14 protein-coding genes are annotated in these 17,178 nt (G+C 67.6%); 12 read left to right on the top strand and 2 right to left on the bottom strand.

Features of this window, described 5'->3' with window-relative positions; genetic code table 11:
• Nucleotides 1–104: 104 nt before the first annotated feature.
• From tssI (QHF84_RS46380) to QHF84_RS46335, 10 genes are all read left to right on the top strand, one after another.
• The gene (gene tssI / locus QHF84_RS46380; RefSeq protein WP_281320058.1) at nt 105–1,949 is read left to right on the top strand and encodes a type VI secretion system tip protein TssI/VgrG; all 1,845 of its coding nucleotides are present in this window, start codon (nt 105–107) and stop codon (nt 1,947–1,949) included.
• 9 nt (nt 1,950–1,958) lie between these two features.
• Nucleotides 1,959–3,245, top strand: coding sequence for a PAAR domain-containing protein (locus QHF84_RS46375; RefSeq protein ID WP_281320057.1), 1,287 nt, complete (start codon nt 1,959–1,961; stop codon nt 3,243–3,245).
• Nucleotides 3,246–3,261: 16 nt separating this feature from the next.
• Complete coding sequence (locus tag QHF84_RS46370; protein WP_281320056.1) at nt 3,262–4,176, top strand: DUF4123 domain-containing protein; 915 nt, start codon at nt 3,262–3,264, stop codon at nt 4,174–4,176.
• A gap of 3 nt (nt 4,177–4,179) precedes the next feature.
• A complete protein-coding gene (locus QHF84_RS46365; protein WP_281320055.1) occupies nt 4,180–5,505 on the top strand; it encodes a hypothetical protein in 1,326 nt (441 codons plus the stop codon).
• A gap of 30 nt (nt 5,506–5,535) precedes the next feature.
• Nucleotides 5,536–6,048, top strand: a complete 513-nt coding sequence (locus QHF84_RS46360; RefSeq protein ID WP_281320054.1) for a hypothetical protein — start codon at nt 5,536–5,538, stop codon at nt 6,046–6,048.
• Between the two features lie 20 nt (nt 6,049–6,068).
• Entirely contained in the window at nt 6,069–8,639 is a 2,571-nt protein-coding gene (gene tssI, locus QHF84_RS46355; RefSeq protein WP_281320053.1) for a type VI secretion system tip protein TssI/VgrG, read from the top strand.
• Nucleotides 8,640–8,645: 6 nt separating this feature from the next.
• On the top strand, nt 8,646–8,951 hold the full coding sequence (locus tag QHF84_RS46350) for an immunity protein Tsi6 family protein (RefSeq protein ID WP_281320052.1): 306 nt from the start codon (nt 8,646–8,648) through the stop codon (nt 8,949–8,951).
• Nucleotides 8,936–9,961, top strand: coding sequence for a hypothetical protein (locus QHF84_RS46345; RefSeq protein WP_281320051.1), 1,026 nt, complete (start codon nt 8,936–8,938; stop codon nt 9,959–9,961). The genes QHF84_RS46350 and QHF84_RS46345 overlap by 16 nt, the downstream gene beginning before the upstream one ends.
• Nucleotides 9,962–10,001: 40 nt before the next feature.
• The gene (locus tag QHF84_RS46340) at nt 10,002–10,601 is read left to right on the top strand and encodes a hypothetical protein (protein WP_281320050.1); all 600 of its coding nucleotides are present in this window, start codon (nt 10,002–10,004) and stop codon (nt 10,599–10,601) included.
• A 107-nt stretch (nt 10,602–10,708) separates the two neighbouring features.
• Entirely contained in the window at nt 10,709–11,344 is a 636-nt protein-coding gene (locus tag QHF84_RS46335; RefSeq protein ID WP_281320049.1) for a DUF4145 domain-containing protein, read from the top strand.
• Between the two features lie 8 nt (nt 11,345–11,352).
• On the opposite strand, the gene QHF84_RS46330 is transcribed toward QHF84_RS46335, so the two are convergent.
• Nucleotides 11,353–13,056, bottom strand: coding sequence for an alpha/beta hydrolase domain-containing protein (locus QHF84_RS46330; RefSeq protein WP_281320048.1), 1,704 nt, complete (start codon nt 13,054–13,056; stop codon nt 11,353–11,355).
• A 288-nt stretch (nt 13,057–13,344) separates the two neighbouring features.
• Here QHF84_RS46330 and QHF84_RS46325 point away from each other — a divergent pair, with 288 nt between their 5' ends.
• Together QHF84_RS46325 and QHF84_RS46320 are read left to right on the top strand one after the other, a co-directional pair.
• A complete protein-coding gene (locus QHF84_RS46325; RefSeq protein ID WP_281320047.1) occupies nt 13,345–14,577 on the top strand; it encodes a hypothetical protein in 1,233 nt (410 codons plus the stop codon).
• Entirely contained in the window at nt 14,574–15,629 is a 1,056-nt protein-coding gene (locus tag QHF84_RS46320) for a hypothetical protein (protein ID WP_281320046.1), read from the top strand. Before QHF84_RS46325 ends, QHF84_RS46320 begins: the two co-directional genes overlap by 4 nt.
• Nucleotides 15,630–15,659: 30 nt before the next feature.
• Here QHF84_RS46320 and QHF84_RS46315 read toward each other — a convergent pair whose 3' ends face one another.
• Entirely contained in the window at nt 15,660–17,147 is a 1,488-nt protein-coding gene (locus QHF84_RS46315; protein WP_281320045.1) for an MDR family MFS transporter, read from the bottom strand.
• Nucleotides 17,148–17,178: the final 31 nt, after the last annotated feature.

Here is a 17,178-nt window from a genome sequence, read left to right as displayed (position 1 = left end):
TTTCACGGATAGCCCATCGGGCCCTCATGACGCGGGGTGTCGATATGCCTTCGCACGGCTCGGCCCCCTTGCATGCTTCACCTGCCTTTTCGTAGGCTGTGCCAATGGCGATCCTCGATCTCTCCTTCGAGTCCGGCGAGCAGAGCCTCTCGGTGCGGCACTTCTCGGTGCACGAAGGCATCTCGACGCTCTTCAGCGCCAGCATCGTCGCGCGCTCGCCGAAGGAAGACATCGACCTCGAATCGCTCGTCGGCAAGGCCGGCGGCCTGCTCGCGATTGGCAACCTCAACGTGCCTCGCGGCTGGACCGGCGTCGTCAGCCACGCCGAGCAGATCGACGTCGAGCCGCCGACGGGCACCTCGCTCGGGCTCTCCACGTACCTCATCCGGATCGTGCCCACGATGTGGCTGCTCACGCAGCGCAAGGGCAACCGGATCTTCCAGAAGACGTCGATCCCCGACATCGTGAAGAAGGTCCTCGGCGAGTACGGCATCGAGCCGAAGATGAAGCTCACCGAGCCGCACCCCGAGCACGAGTACCGCGTCCAATACGGCGAGACCGATTTCGCCTTCGTGAGCCGCCTGCTCGAGGAAGAAGGCATCTCGTACTGGTTCGGCCAGGCGATGAGCGGCGACAAGATCGTCAGCGAGTTGAACCTCGCGGACGCGCCCACGCGCGGCGAGGCGCGCAAGCCCATCCGCCACGCGGAGAACCCGAACCAGCCCGGCAACAACGAGTGGATCTGCCGCGTCCACCTCGCGCACCAGGTTCGCCCCGGCGCCGCGATGATCCGCGACTACGACTTCGAAAAACCCAAGTTCCTCCTCCGCGGCGAGGCCGAGAAGGCCAAGAAGGAGGACTTCTTCGAGCAATACGTCTACGAGCACGGCGCCTTCACCGACGACAAGGAAGGCAAGCGCCGCGCGGACATCCTGCTCGAAGCCGAGCGCCGCACGAAGCGCGTCGTCTCGTACGAGGCGAACGCCTTCGATCTCGCGCCGGGCGTCATCTTCAGCATCGACAACCACCCGCGCGAGGACCTCGATCCGGGCAAGAAGCTCCTCGTCCTCGAGGCGATGCACGAAGGCACGCCCGACGGCGAGTGGACGCTCTCCGGCGAGGCCACGTTCATCGACGTCCCGCACCGTCCCGCGCAGCGCACGCCGCGCCCCAAGATCAACGGCCTGCAGAGCGCGTTCGTCGTCGGCCCGAAGGGCGAGGAGATCTACACCGACGAGTACGGCCGCGTGCGCGTGCAGTTCCACTGGGATCGCGACGGCAAGTACGACGAGAACTCGACCTGCTGGATCCGCGTGAGCCAGGGCTGGGCCGGCGCCGCGTACGGCATGATGACGATCCCGCGCATCGGCCAGGAGGTCCTCGTCGGCTTCTGGGAGGGCAACCCCGACGAACCCGTCATCGTCGGCCGCCTCTACAACGGCAAGAACCGCGTCCCGTACAAGCTGCCCGACGAGAAGACGAAGAGCACCTGGAAGACGAACAGCTCGCCGACGAACGGCGGCTTCAACGAGATCATGTTCGAGGACAAGGCGGGCAAGGAGCTCTTCTTCGTCCAGGCGCAGCGTGATCTCTCGAAGCTCGTCAAGCGCAACGAGACGGAGCGCACCGGCGCGAACCGCACGATGGTCGTCGGGGCGAACCGATCGAGCGTCGTCGGCGCCGTCGACACCACGCTCGTCGGTTCGAAGTACGCGCTCATCATGGCCAAACCCAAGGACCTCAAGGTCGAGGCCATGGGCAGCCCCGACGTCGAGAAGCAAGAGACCATGATCGAGATGGTCGACGGCAAGATCACGCTGACCACGGGCAAGGCCACCATCACGCTCGACGGGGCCACGATCACGCTGAAGGCCGACGGCGACATCAAGCTCAACGCGGGCGGCGAGGTCGTGATCCACGGCGGCCCGTTCGTGAAGATCAACTGCTAGGAGACCGCCATGCCGCAAGCCGCACGCAAAGGCGATCTGACGGTGCACGGCGGCGTGCTCGCCGAGGGTTCGCCCGACGTCACCATCGGCGGGATGCCCGCCGCGCGCCTGACCGACAAACACGTCTGTCCGCTGCACGGCCCCGGGCCCGTCACGCAGACGTCGTTCACGGTCTTCATCAACAAGGTCGGCGCCGCGCGCGTGGGCGACGCGTGCACCTGCATGATGCCCTCCACCGCGGTCGGCGGAGGCGACGCGGCCAAACCCGACCAGGCGAAGTGGACCTTCAAAGCGGACGGGTCCGCGACGAAGGAAAACAAGTACGCCACCGAGGGCGAGGGCACGGGCAAGACGCTCGGCGAAGCCTGGGACCAGGCGAAGAACAAGGCCGGCGACAAGGCGATCGATCAGGTCGTGAACGGCCGCGATCCGAAGGATCAAGCGTGGAAGCCCAAGGTCGCGCTCGGCGCCAACAAGGAGCTCTGGAGCGCGACCACCGTGCCCAAGGGCCCCGACGGCAAACCCGTCGACAACTACGCGCAGTTCTTCTCCGGCTCGACGAAGGGTTCGTACGGAGCGAGCGCCGAGATCGAGAACGTTCGCAACATGAAGGCGAACGCGGGCGGCAAGGCCGAGGTCGAAGGTTCACTCTTCGCAGCCTCGGGCAAGGCCGGCGACGCGAAGGGCTGGGGTGAAGTCTCCGGCGAGGCGAAGGTCCTCACGGCGAAGGCCGACGCCGCCGCGGGCGGGCAGTTCGAGGTCAAGAACGGCAAGGTCGAGTCCGCGTACGTCGAGGCGGGCGCGGGCGCGGGCGCGTCCGTCGTCGAGGGCAAAGCCTCGGGCAAGAAGACGTTCACGATCCCGCTCGTGAACCTCGACGTCAGCATCGGCGGCGAGGCCTCGGGCGCGCTGCTCACCGCGGAGGCGCGCGCGAGCGCGTACGCGGGCTACCGCGACGGCAAGTTCCAGATGGGGTTCGGCGCGAAGGTCGGCGCCTTGCTCGCGGGCCTCGGCTTCAAGCTGAACATCGAGATCGGCCCCGCCGAGGAGAAGAAGGAGCCCCCGAAGGCGCCCGGCGTCCCCGGCGTCGCGGGCATCGATCCGATCGCGATCGGCTGCATGACCGTGCTCATCGGCGGCACCCCGCCTCCGTACGTCCCCGGCGCGCCCCCGCCCGATCAACCGCCGGGCGTCATCGTCGATGCGGTCGGCATCCGCAACAAATCCCAGGCGCTGACGCTCAAGGCCGCGAAACGCGCGGCGGCGCCGTTCACGCCGATCAAGTGCGACTTCTGAGAGGGAACGAGGCTCGATGGACACCGGCATGAACGAGCACGAGTCCCCCCTCGTCACGACCGCGGCCTTCGCGGACGGCATCGAGCGCCTCGCGCGATCGGGCCGTCTGTTCGCCGCGGTCGACGCGGCGGACGCGCCGTTCGTCGCGGAGAAGGCCACACAAGCGGGCCCTCACGCCGCGGTCTGTCTCTACAAACCCAAGGACGCGAGCGAGTGGGCCGACGCCGCGCCGTACCTCTTCCAGGTCGATCTCGCGACATGGAGCTGGCTGCGCGAGGGCCTCACCGAGGATCCGAGCCTCTGCATCTTCGCGATCGCCGACACGAACCTCGAAGGCGTGCGCCGTCATTTCCGCCGCTACCTCCTGGTCCAGTCGCCGGCGGGCACGAAGATGAACTTCCGCTTCTACGATCCGCGCGTGCTCGTCACGTGGCTCGACTGCTGCACCGCGCAGGAGCTCGACGACTTCTACGGCCCCGTGAGCGAGTACGGCATCCCCACGGAGGACGGCCTCGGCGCGCTCTTCTGGAAGCGCCTCGTCGAGGGCGCGCCGCGCAGGCGCGAGGAGCTCCTCTACAAGCTGCGCCCGGCGCAGATGCGCGCCTTCTCCAAGGCCTCGGAGGAGCGCTTCACGGATCGCACGGTGAACTTCCTCCAGGCGCAGTTCCCGGACGCGCGGGAGGAGCCGAGGCCTTCGCTCAAGTTCTTCGTCGCCGACCAGATCGATCGCGCGCGCACGCTGCACGGCTTCACGACGGAGCTCGAGCTCGTCACGTACGTGATCACGGCCTGGGCGCTCGGCGGTGATTTCGATACGGCGATGCCGGCCGTGGCGGACACGCTCGCGGCCAAGCACCTCTCGTCCGGTGACAAGGCCGCGTGGATCTCGGACTTCACGCGCAAGCTTCTTCGTACGCTCGAGGAGACCTGAGTCATGCCTGGTGGCGGTCTATTGCAGAGAGCTTTGGGCGCGGCCTCGAACGCAGCCAAGAAGACGGCCGGCGCGATCACCGGCGGCGCCAAGATGGTCGGCGACGGCATCGTCAGCGGCGCGAAGGCCGTCGGCAATGCCGTCGTGACGGGCGCGAAGGCCGTCGGCAATGCTGCCGTCGCGGTCAAGGACACCGTCAAGGAAGGGGTCCGGGGCGCGACGCGGGCCGTGGCGGACGCCGGCTACAACGCGATCGGCGCCGGCAAGGACGCGCTCGACTCCGGCGCGAAGGCCGTCAGCGACGCCTACGCGAAGGCCAAGGAGCATTTCACGGGCAAACCCCCGGCCCAGCCTTGTATTGCGTGCACCGGCAAGGACGTCGACCACGACGGGGCGATCTTCGGCTACGTGAACGGCAAATGCGTGCCGCTCACGCAGAAGGGCCAGGAGGTCACGCGGGCCGACATCGAGAACGCGAAGAAAAGCGGCTACAACCCATCGTCGAAGACCCATTCGGCCTACGATCCCGAACGGCCGGACGATCCGACGCGGAACACCTCGCAGGCGACGAAGGATTGCTGCGCGAAATGCACCGAGGGCAAACCTCCGCGCACGATCTTCTACGTCAACGGCATCAACACCACGCGCACCACGCATTGCGAGACGCTGAAGCAGCTCGGCGACATGACGTGCGCCACGGTCGTCGGCGTCTACAACGCGACCGAGGGTTTCGCCAAGGACGCGCAGCAGACCTCGAAGGATCGGCGCCTCATCCGTGAAGCGGCGGCGGGCAAGAAGGACCTCACGACGGACGGCCGAAACCCCGCCGTGAACACGCTGAGCGACCTCATCGTGGCCGAGCGCGAGTCGGGTCAGCCGGTCGAGATCTTCGCGCACAGCCAGGGCGGCGCCGTCACGAGCCTCGCGCTCTACGACGCGAACAACACGCTCAAGGCGGGCTCGCCCTCGCCGAACGCGGGCCTCGACCAAAACGTCAAGGTCACGAGCTTCGGCTCCGCGGCGCCGCAATGGGTGAACGGGCCGAAGTACACGCATTACGTGCACGTGAACGACGCGACGCCGATGGTGTTCGGCCTCGGCGACAACCCGAGCAATCACGCGAAATACGCGGGCGGCGGCAACGTCGTCACGTTCTCGGGCGAGCGCGGCCAGGCGGCCGATTTCGAGACGAACGGCAAGAACCTCGACAAGCACTGGCTGCCGGGCATGACCGAATACCACGGCATCGACGACGATCTGTATTTCAAGGCGTACCAGCAGCAGAACCGGAACACCGGCGACACCTGCGGCTGCGGCAAGAACAAATAAGGCGCCGAGGCGGAAGGCAGAGGTACGAACATGGCGACGAACAGCGCGATGCCGCCGGGGCGGGACAGGGCCGAGGCCCTCATGCAGTTCTACGCGCGCAAGGAGAACCGCTACGACGCCGCGTTCGACGCGAACGGGGACGTCTCGTTCGGCGAGTTCGGCTTCCGGCACGAGCCCGAAAAGGACGCGCTCGTCGGGCGCGTCTTCGTGGCGAAGGCGTGGCGCGACGGCGCGCCGGAGGCGCAGATCGACGCTTTCATGAAGGTCGGCCGCGCGCTCAACGATCCGGCGATCGGCGGGCTCTTCGACCAGGGCGGGGGGTATTTCCACCTCGACCCGGACAAACGCATGTATTTCCTGAAGAAGGATTTCCCCCTCGCCACGACGACGCGCGAGGTGCTCGACGAGGGCATGGAGAGGCTCCGGGATCTCGCCGCCACGTGGACGACGCGCTGGTTCGCGCGCGTCGCGGACATCACGCACGGCCGCGCGCTCCCGCCCTTGCGCCCCGTGAAGCAAGACGATCCGGACGACACGATCTGACGTAACCGACGAGGCCGATCATGGCGCTGCTGGAGCTTGCCTTCGAAAACAATGAAGACTCCCTCTCGGTGCGGCATTTCTCCGTCCGGGAGCCGATTTCGGGCTCGTTCGACGTGGGCGTGCTCGCGCGCTCGCGCCTGCCAGGGCTCGATCTCGAGGGGTTCGTCGGGAGACCTGCGGCGTTCCTGATGATGGGCGGCCCGCTCTCGGGCCCGCGCGCATGGTCGGGCGTCGCCAGCCACATCCAGATGGTGCAGGCCGAGCCGACGGGACTCTCGACCTATTTCGTGCGGATCGTGCCGCAGATGTGGCTCCTCAAGCTGCGCAAGCGGAACCGCATCTTCCAGCACATGACGATCCCGGCGATCGTCAAGCAGATCCTCGACGAGTATTCGATCGTCCACCAGATGAAGACGGTCGACGAGCATCAGGAGCACGAGTATCGCGTCCAGTACGAGGAGAGCGATTACGACTTCGTGAGCCGCCTGCTCGAAGAGGAGGGCATCTCCTATTTCTTCAAGCAGGTCGGCGGCGGCAACGCCGGCACGTACACGACCGAGCTCATCCTCTCGGACAAACCCGAGGCGGGCGAGGAGCGCCCCACCCTGCCCTTCGTATACGCGCCGAACCAGGACGCGCGCAAGGAGTTCGTCCGCAACGTCAAGATCGCGCACCGCATTCGCCCCGGCGCGGCGGGCTTCCGCGATTACGACTTCGTGCGCCCCGATTTCCACCTCCTCGGCGACGCCGAGAAGGCCTCGAAGCCCGAGGATTTTTACGAGCTTTACCGGTACACGCCCGCCGGGCTCGTCAAGGATCGGCGCGAGCAGCCGCGCGTCCCCGCGGACACCGAGGGCAAGCTCGTCGCCGACATCGACCTCGCGGCCGCGCGCCGCGGCAAGCGCGAGCTCCAGTTCGACGCGAATGCGTACGACCTCGCGCCGGGCCTGCTCTTCAAGGTCGAGAATCACCCGCGCAGCGACGTCTCGGCGGGCCGCTTCCTTTGCACGGAGGTCACGCTCGAAGGCACGCACGACGGCGAGTGGACGCTCTCCGGGTATGCCGCGTTCGTCGAGGAAAAGACGCGGTTCCGGCCGATGAAGGTCACGCCGAAGCCCGTCGTCGAGGGCGTCGAGAGCGCGATCGTCGTCGGCCCGAAGGGCGAGGAGATCCACACGGACGAGCACGGCCGCGTGCGCGTGCAATTCCACTGGGATCGCGACGGGCAATACGACGATCAATCGTCCTGCTGGATTCGCGTGAGCCAGGGCTGGGCCGGCGGCGCGTTCGGCATGATCGTCCTGCCGCGCGTGAGCCAGGAGGTCTTGATCGCCTTCCTCGAAGGTGATCCGGATCAGCCCGTCCTCCTCGGCCGAGCGTACAACAAGGTCGCGCCCGTGCCGTTCAACCTCCCCGAGCAGCGGACGGTGAGCACCTGGAAATCGCAGTCCTCGCCGAAATCCGAGGGCTGGAACGAGATCACCTTCGACGACGCCGCGGGCAAGGAGGTGCTCTACATGCAGGCCCAGCGAAACCTCTCGAAGCTCGTCAAGGCGAACGAGAACGAGCGGACGGGCGCGAATCGCTCGATCTTCGTGGGAGCAAACCGGAGCTCCTTCATCGGCGCCGTCGACAACGTCATGGTCGGCCAGCGCAGCGTCGCCGCCATGGTCGAGTTCCGGGAGAAAGACCCGGACAAACCGAACGAGCCCACGATGGTGCTCAAGGAGACGATGATCGAGACGATCCACCCGAAGATCTCGCTCACCACGGGCAAGGGCACGAGCATCATCGACGACGCGAACATCAATTTGCTCGCCGATCGCAACGTCGTGCTCAAATCGGGCGGGGACGTCATCATCGAGGGCAAACACGTCTACATCAACACGAAGAGCGTGCCCGGCGGAGCGCCCAAGGTCGAGGGCAGCGCGAGCGACGGCGCGCGAAGGCCTCAGGGCCGCACGCTCGGCGCGGTCCTGGAGACGTTCGGCCAGCCGAAGTCCAAGGCCGTGCGCCTCGCGATGCAGCGCCAGATCATCGGCTTCCGGCCCCCGACGCCGCAGATGTTCAAGATCGCCGCGGAGAAGGGCAGCAGCGTCGCGCAAATGGCCGCCCGGAAGAAGATCGCGCTCCACTTCTACAAGGACAACGGCCAGAAATTCGACAAGGCGCTCGGGAAGGTCCGCAATTACAACTACCCGCAGGAGATCAACGAGATCCTGAGCCACATGCGGGGCATCGATTTCAAGGAGCCCATCTCCGTGGGTCCGCCGCCGCCCGCGCCGAAGCGGCTCACGCAATGGCAGGTCCCGGACGGGTTCAAGGGCAATTACTTCGCGAGCTCCATGGCCACGCCGCCCGACCTCGGCATTGGCAAGCTCGGGACGAAGCAGGATGGCAAGGTCGTCGAGAAGATCGCGAAGCCGTATGCCATTCCCCCGTCCACGCCCTATCTGAAGACCACGGCGGCGAAGATCCTCGACACGTGGAGCGTGCAGAACAAGCCGGTGATGACCCCGGGCGGCATGACCCAGTATTACATCGGCAACAACTCGAACATCCACGAAATCGGCGCGAAGCCCGCCGCCTGATCCCGCATGAACCGTCCGCTCGACAACCGGAAGGATTTCTTCGACGTCCTCGCGCAGACGCAGATCGAGGCCGAGGCGCGCTTCCAGGGGGCGCCGCGCTCCGTCACCTACGAATCCATCGCCCGCCAGCTCGCCGCCATGCAATCGATGACGGCGAAGGGCCGCACGCCCACCGAGGACGAGCGGGAATCCATCACGATCGGCCTGCTCGCCGTCCGCGAGCTCGAGCCGACGCAGGATCCGGACCTCGCTGATTTCATCGAACGCCTGCACGAGCTCAACGGATATTTCACGGCATGGCCACCCAACTAGCCGGACTCCGCTACCAGCACCGCACGCTCCAAGCGCCCGTGCCGAGCGACGCCGTCCTGCGGCTCTGCCGGCTCGCGCCCTCCGGCCATCGTATCGCCTTCGTCCGCGAGGACGGCCCCGAGGGACAAACCGGAATCTGGATCGGCGAGATCCACAATGCCCACTCGGCCCGGCTCCTCGTCCCCTTCAAGCCCGGCCGTATCGAGGACCTCGCGTTTTCCCCGGACGGCTCGCACATCGCATATCGCGTCGCGCCGCTCCTCGGATTCGGCGCGCGCGGCACCATTGGCTGGGCGAGCGCGGATGCGCCGGGCGAGATCCGGCGCGTCGAAGGGACGGGGTTTGGCTGGACAGCCGGTGGCAAAGCGCTCCTCGTCGCGGATCCTTACCGCAAATCGCTGCTTCGTTATGCGCTCGACGAGGAGGAGCCGCGCGCGCTCGGCCCCTTCGAGGACGACGCCGATCCCTCGTTCCCCGCACGTATCGTGGTCTCGCCCGACGGCGAGCACATCGTGTACACGGCCGGGCGCGAGGGCGAGGAGATCTCCGAGGTCTGGCTCGTCAAGCGCGAAAAGGGCGCGGTCGTGACCTCGATCTTCACCGAGATCCCGGGCGGCAACGTCCACATCCTGCCCTTCTGGTCACCCAAGGGCGCGACGCTCGGCCTCTTCTGCGTGCACGAGGAGCAGGAGAAGACCGCGCTCATCGTCGTCCCGCGCCTCGAAGGCGAAGGGCACGTCCTTTACGAGAGCAGCTACCTCGACCCGGCAGAGACGCCCGCATTCACGCAGAGCGCCCGCTCCATCGCCTTCTTCCGCACGGAAAAGCCCGGCGACGAGGAGCGCCCGGCGACGACCCGCCTCGTCCTGCTCGACGTCAAGCGCGAGACCTTCGCCGCGCTCGCCGAGCCGGACGAGGTTTTCGGTACGCCCCGCCTGTTCGACGACCGCACGATCGCCGTCGACGGCGAGGCTCTCGCGCACCTCTTCGTCTTCGACGATCCATCGTGACGAAGGTGCTAGACTCGAATCCAGCAAGGAAGAGCTCGACATGGCGCTCGACGATCCGGATCTCCCGACCCAAGGCGTCTTCCCGAACGAGGAAGAGCTGAAGGATTGCATCACCGTCACGGTCCGGCAGCCTCGCTCGGATCTCGATTTCAGCGTTCTCCTGCCCGACGGCTGGTACCAGCAGCCTGCGCCGGTCGGCAAGATGGACTTCTCCAAGGAGTCCGAGTTCGTCCCGCTCGCGCTCTTCAGCGCGGCGAAGGAGATGCTCCCGCCGATCATCTTCTCGGTCGGCGTCCGCCCTGCGCCGAAGAAGGGCAACGTGGCCGAATGGCTCGAGCGCCAATGTCATCTCCAGCAGCTCGCGCTCCAGCGCATGAAGCTGAACAAGTTCCCGTTCGGCTGGGCCGCGGAGGCGGTCGCGCTGCAGGCGAGTGATTTCGGCAAGCTCAAGCTGCGCATCACGATGTTCGAGGACGGCAATCGCCTGTTCGCGCTCATCGGAATGGCGCCGCTCGACGTGTGGGATGTGTGGGTCGTCCCGCTCGGCCTGTGCGTCAATACGTTCGAGCTCCTCGAGCCGAAGGGGCAGAGCGCGCCGCTCGCGCCGAAGTACGAAGACAAGAAGCCGGACGACGAGTAGCCCGGGGGGCCCGCGCGCCGGGCCCCGGGTGCGCCGGGCACGGAATGGGCATTGCTCTCGGCTGGCGGGCATGAAAGACTTGGCATCCATCGTCTCGAGGAGTAGCCATGTCGACGCAGCGCAACCCGAGCTTTTATTGCCAGGCGTGTCGCATGCAGGTGCAGCTCGTGCACCACGGCGAGCACAAGTACCAGCAGCAGGACGGGGCCACGAAGGACTACGTCTTCGGTCATTGCGCCCGCTGCAACCGCGTGGGGCTCGTCGAATACGAGCACGAAACCGACGGCGCGGCGGCGGAGCCGCGGCAGCTCTGGCCCTCGGTGCTCCGGCCCATCGATTTCGAGCTCCCGCCGCGGGTGATGGAGTCGTACCAGGAGACGCTGCGGTGCGAGGCGGCCGGCGCGTGGATGGCCACGGCGGTCATGGCGCGGCGCACGCTGGAGGTCGTGGTGCGCGAGTTCGCGCCCGATCACGAGCGTTTCCTCGACGGCCTGCGTGCGCTCTACACGAAGGGCCTCATCAGCGAGGAGCTTTGCCGCTGGGGCGAGGAGCTCCGGTTCCTCGGCGACGTCGGCGTCCTGCCCACGGACCCGAAGGCCTCGCACCAGGACGCGAAAGAGGCGCTCGAATTCCTCGGCGCGCTCCTCGAGACGCTTTATCACCTGCGGGAGAAGTTCCGCCGCATGCAGGCGCGACGCCAGCGGGGCCGGCTCGGGGCAGACGCGCCCGAGCGGCCCTCCTGACCGGCAGGCTATAGCTCGATCTTCGACGCGTCGAGCTCGTCGTTCACTGGATCCGCGGCCAGCGTCTTGCTCGGCGGCGGCGCCGTCCCCTTCTCGGCCCATTCCACGAGGGCGTCGAACGCGCGCTCTGCGTAGGGCTGCAGGATCGTGAACTTGTCCTGCGCGCCCTCCTCGGCCCGCGTGCCGTCGAAATCGAAATCGAGCACCCCGTCCGAATGCAGATCCACGTGGCCGCCGCCGGCCACCACGTAGAGCCGATACATGTCCGGATCGCCGTACGCGGTCACCGCGTCGCGATAGGCCTCCGCGTTCGCGATCACCCCGAGCAGCCCGTCCGCGTCGCCGTGGATGCTCACGAGCGGCGCCGAGAACTCGCCGGTGTTCGCGTTTTTCAGGGCAAACGACACGCTCTCCGCCGTCCAGCCCGCGTCCGGCGCCGAGGCCAGGTATGCGTAGAACGGCGGCGGATCCATGTCGTTCGGCGGGAAGCAGCTATACGCCGCGCTCTCGGCCAGATCGTGGCCGAGCAGCTCCGCCTTGAAGTAATACGCCGTGAAGTTGTAGTAACCGATCCCCTTGAATTGCGGCAGCGTCGCCTTCAGCGAATCGAACGCCGTGTTGTAGGCGCCCCAGATCGTCGCCGACGGCGCGCCGAAGCCCGCGGCGATCATCGCGTCCTCGGCCCCCGAGAACGGCGGCATTTGCGTGTACGCGTCCGGCGTCGACAGCGTCGCGGGATCGTAGGCCCACTTCATGGCCAGCGCCGCGCGCTCGTTCGTGCTCACGAGGTGGTTTGCCGCGGCATACTCGGCCGGCGTCACCGTCCCGTCCTTGTCCTTGTCGAGCACCCGCGCGTCGGGCCAGTACGCGCCCGACCAGTCGAGCCCGCCGGCGAAAATCTTCTTCCCGCCGGCCTTCTCGCGCTCGTGATCGAGCTCCAGCGCGCGCCGCACCTGGTATCCGCCGTTCGAGAGCCCCACCGCATACACGTGCGTCGGCGCTTTGCACGTCACGATCTCCAGCGACGTCGCGGCCCACTCCGCGAGATCCAGCATCATCGCGCCCCAGTGCTGCGTCGGGTGCGTCTTCGTCAGGAGCGTCGCGTTCCCGTCGACCCCGCCGTTCGTCATTCCCTTGTTTCCGGCCACGTACGCATATCCGCGCTTCAGCACCCAGGGAACGATCGTCCCTTCGTTCGCGAATTCGCTGCGCGTCCCCGGCGTCCCGGCCACCACGAGCTTGCCGTTCCAATCATTCGGCACCTTCAGCACGATCTCCTGCGTCCGCGTGACCCCGCCCTCGGTCACCGCGAGCGTGCCCGTGACCTCGACGCCGTACACCTCGTCCTTTGGCGCGAGCTTCAGCGAGTGCAGGAGGCTCGCCTGCATCTTCTTGACCTTCGCTTGCTCCTCGGCCGGAAGATCGTCGAACTCGGGCATCCCTGCCTTGAGGCCCCAATACGTGATGTGCGCGAGCCCCCCGCCGCCGCTGCCGTTGTAGAACGTGCGCAGCGAGGCCGTGAGCCCGCCATCGAGCCCTTCGAAGTCCATCGCCGGCACGCACATCGGCCCGGGGGGATTGCACGCATCACCCACGCAGGGCGGGTTTTGCGCCGGATCGTCGCTGCACCCCGCGAGGGATATCGCCGTGAGGGCCACGGCTGCCTGGAATGTGTTTGCCCGTCGAACCAAGGATCGGAAGGTCGTGATCATCGGCCGAATCTAGCAAGGACACCCCGGGCCCCTCAACGTTGGCCTCGGCACGGCGCGCCACGTGCGCAGCCTCGTCGGCAGGATCTCGCGCCGCGCCGCGTCCGCCCTTTCGCAGCCACCTGTCGAATTTCCGCCGGTCGGCGTCGATGTTCTGCACTTTCCGAACAGATGGATCCTTTTTGCCTCCCCCGCCGTCTTGCCGGCACGGCGCGTGCTTCTCCCGTGATAGCTTGCTGGATGCAGCGATCTCCTTTTCGCGCGCCGGCGCCTTCGCCACGAGGTAACACCGTGCGATCACCTCCTCGACGCCTCCTCTTCTCCGCGCTGCTCACCGCCCCGCTCCTCGCGCTCGCGGCGCCTGCCGCGGCGGACGACGCACCGCCTGCGCTCCGCTGGGATCAGCCCGTAAGCTGTTACAACCTGAGGGACGGCAAGACGCTCCGCGTCCAATGCACGCAGGACGCCAAAGGAGAGACGTGCCTCGTCGCCCCCGGCGAGATGGTCGGCATCGGCGATCCGCTCGACAAGGTCCAGTCCTGCACGCCCTACAGCGAGGACACCTATCGCGCGCTCGCGCGCCGCGCCCGCATGGTCCCCGCGGTCGCCGAGGCGCCGCCCGGTTATGCGCGTGGCGAGAGCGGCCGCGCCTTCCAGGTCAAATTCGACCTCTTGAACCGCTTTTACATCGGCGTCGGCTGGGCCCCCACTTTGCAATCGAGCCGCGGCTTCGCCGTCCCCGCGGGCTTTCCGTTTGCCCGGGCGAACGCCGAGATGGGCATCCACCTCAGCATTCTCTCGCCGCGAAAGCGCGCCCGGCACGACCTCCGCATCCTCGAAGGCAGCGCGACCTTCGCCGACCTCGAGCTCCGCGGCACCCTCCTCTCCTACGATTACCAGCACGAGCACAGGCGCCCGCTCTTCTGGCTCAGCACCTTCTTCGGCGAGCCCGACGTGCACCCGATTCTTCCGCGCATGGGCTTCGGCTTCCGCGTCCTCTCCGTCCTCGATCGCCAGCCCTCGTTCCGCGACGCCCTCGACATGGAGTTCGGCGAGTTCCACCTCGCCTGGAACCCCTGGCAATCCGACGACATGTACAGCCACCTCCGCATCGAAATCGGCGGCGATTTCGGCGCGCACTGGCAGGATCGAAAGATCGTCTCCGGCAAATCGGGCAATTATTTCATCGGACCCACGGCCGCGATCGAGTCGCGCGTCAGCCTCGGCAAGGGCGGCCTGCATTATCTCTTCAGTGATCTCACGTTCCGCCGCCCCACCATCGTCTCGGGCGACCTCACGGGCGAGTCCGTCAATCGCCTCGCGGGCTCGCTCGCGTACGAGGGCGTGCTCGTCGCGATCAACGACCAGCCGATCTCGGTCCGCCTCGCCGCCGAGGGCCGCACGCAGAACGATTTCGTGCGCGACGTGCGGGCGGTCGAGCTCCGCTTCTTTGCGGGCCTGCGCATGTCCTTTGGCGCCCCGCCGCGTGTCTTCGAGCCGATGCCTGCCTTCGAGGACCCGTGATCCGACGTTCCCTCACCGCCGCGATCGCCGCGATCGCCGTCACCACCGCGCCCATCATGGCCGCGGCGGATGAGGGAGACTTTCGTCATTCACCCAAGGGCCGCACGTTCCGCGTTCATTTCGATCCCGAAAGCCGCATCCGCCTCGGCGCCGCCGCCTCCGGCGCCCGCACGGAAAATGGCCGGATCACCCCTGCCCTCGAAGTCCACGCAGGCACCTCGGTCCGCCGTCGTTATGCCTTCGGCGAGGGCCCCGCGCGGGTCGAATGGCAATTCGATCAACGCGTCCTCTCGGGCTTCGTCGCGCCCTTCGTCCGCCCGTTCGGCGACATGCCCGCCTTCGACGCCGTGCTCTACGGCGCCGCCGCGCACCGCCACGACCTCTCGCCGCGTATCGTCCTGCCTTCCTCACCGCCGCTCAGCATCCCTTTCCCGTTCGACATCGGCTTCGACGGCGAGATCGGCCGCGTCACCGTCCCGCGTGCCATGCCCACGGGCGCCGCGGACGGCGCGGCCATCCCCTTCCTCCGCGTCTCCGTCGCCCGCGCCACCGCCTACCTCGATCCTTTGCGCTCCAACCATCCCGGCCGCAGCATCGAGATCGGCGTGGGCGTGCGGTACGACCTCGACGTCTACGGCCCCCAGCGCGGCACCGGCCCCGCGGACTCGATCGCGCGCCCTCGCCTCGTGCATCGCGTCGCCCCCGGCACGGCCGGCTCGATTCGCTTCCGCTTCGAAACGCAGGACGGGCTCCTCTCGCTCGACACACGCGCCGAGATCACCCCGCACTGGACCAGCGAGCGCACGTGGAAGCTCGGCGCGCTCGGCCATGCCCGCGTCGAGCGGACGATCCTCGCGATCAACGACGAGCCCATCTCCGCCTTCTTCGAGGGCAGCTATCGCCTCGTCCCGCCCGCGCTCGAGCTCGCCCCGCTGCACGACGTGCGCGCGAGCCTCGGCATCGCCTTCGGGCTCGACCTCACGCCGAACCCACGCGTCACCAAGATCCAGCCGCGCTCGCGGCGGATCCCGGGGACGACGCCCGCTCCCTGAGCGTCGCCCCTTTCCTTGGAGCTCGAACGATCAATGCGCAGGAGGCGCAGGCGCGGGCGCAGGCTTCGCGGCCTTCGTCTCCAGGGGTACGTTCGGGAAAAACAGGGCCCCGATGAACGCGAGGACGCCGAGCACCGCGATCATCCAGAACACCGTCCCGAGCCCCGCGTCGAGCAGCCCCGCGATCCGCTGCACGACGTCGGGCCCGAGCGCGTTCATCCCCTCGCGCGAGAGCGCGCGACTCGCCGCATCCTTCGGCAGCGACGCGTCCTTCTCCAGCGCGGTCACGATCACGCCGCCCATCACGCCGACCGCCACGGCCCCGCCGATCGTCCGGAAAAACATCGAGCTCGCGGTCGCGATGCCTCGCTGCTCCCAGCCGACCGAGGTCTGCACGCCGATGATGAGCGCCGTGTTGGCCAGGCCCATCCCGATCCCGAAGAGCGCGGTCACCACGCGAAGCCCGAGCGGCATTCGATCCGCGACGAGGGGCAAGGCGACCGCGGCCACGCCCGTGCACCCCATGCCGAGGCGAACGAGCGCCCGGAAGCCTACCCTCGGAATGAGCCTGCCGCCGAGCGTGCTCGCGATCGGCCACGTGACGAGCATGGGCGTGATGGAGCTGCCTGCCTCGGTCGGCGTGCCGCCGCGCACGCCCTGAATGAACAGGGGCACGTACGTCAGGATGGCGACCATCGCGCCGCCGATGACCGCGCCGATCGCCGAGGAAAACGCGATCACCCGGCGCGTGAAGAGCCCGAGCGGCAAGAGCGGCTCCTCCGCGCGGGACTCGACGAACAGGAAGGCCCCGAGGAGCAGAACCGTGGCGAGGACGAACGCCCACCTGGACTCGTCGTGCACTCCGGAGCTCGCGAGCAGCAGCGCCGTCACGAAGCTCGCGAGCAGGAAAGCACCTGCGAGATCGAGCTTTCGTTTCTTCCGCTCCACGCGCTCGTGCAGCGCCGTCGTGATGAGCGCCGCGGCCGCGACCCCGAACGGCAGGTTCATGTAGAACACCCACCGCCAGGACACGTTCTGCACGATCACGCCGCCGATGATCGGCCCGACGAGCCCGAAGAAGCCCCACGCCGCGCCGAAGAGCCCTTGCAGCCGCGATCGCTCCTCGATGCCGAAGATGTCGCCGATGATCGTGATCGGCATCGGCTGCATCGCCCCTGCGCCGAGGCCCTGGATCGCGCGGAACGCGATGAGCGCGGGCATCGACTGCGCCGCCCCGCTCGCCGCCGATCCCAGGAGGAAGATCGCGATCCCTGCGAGCAGCACGGGCTTTCGACCGTGCAGATCCGCGAGCTTGCCGAAGATGGGGACCGAGATCGCCGACGTGATCAGGTAGGCGTTCGTGACCCACGCGTAATACTCGATGCCGCCGAGATCCCCGGTGACGGTGGGCATCGCGGTGGCCACGACGGTCGCCTCGAGCGCGGCCATGGCGAGGGCGAGCACGAGGCCCGCGACGGTCAGGCCTCGATGCGTGCGTCGTTCGTCTGGAACCGACATGGCAAGGCCGTGTGGTTACTCCGCCACGACC

It is taken from the genome of Polyangium sp. y55x31, assembly GCF_029946505.1.
Taxonomy (GTDB): domain Bacteria; phylum Myxococcota_A; class Polyangia; order Polyangiales; family Polyangiaceae; genus Polyangium.
This window is presented reverse-complemented; position numbering and strand designations above follow the sequence as displayed.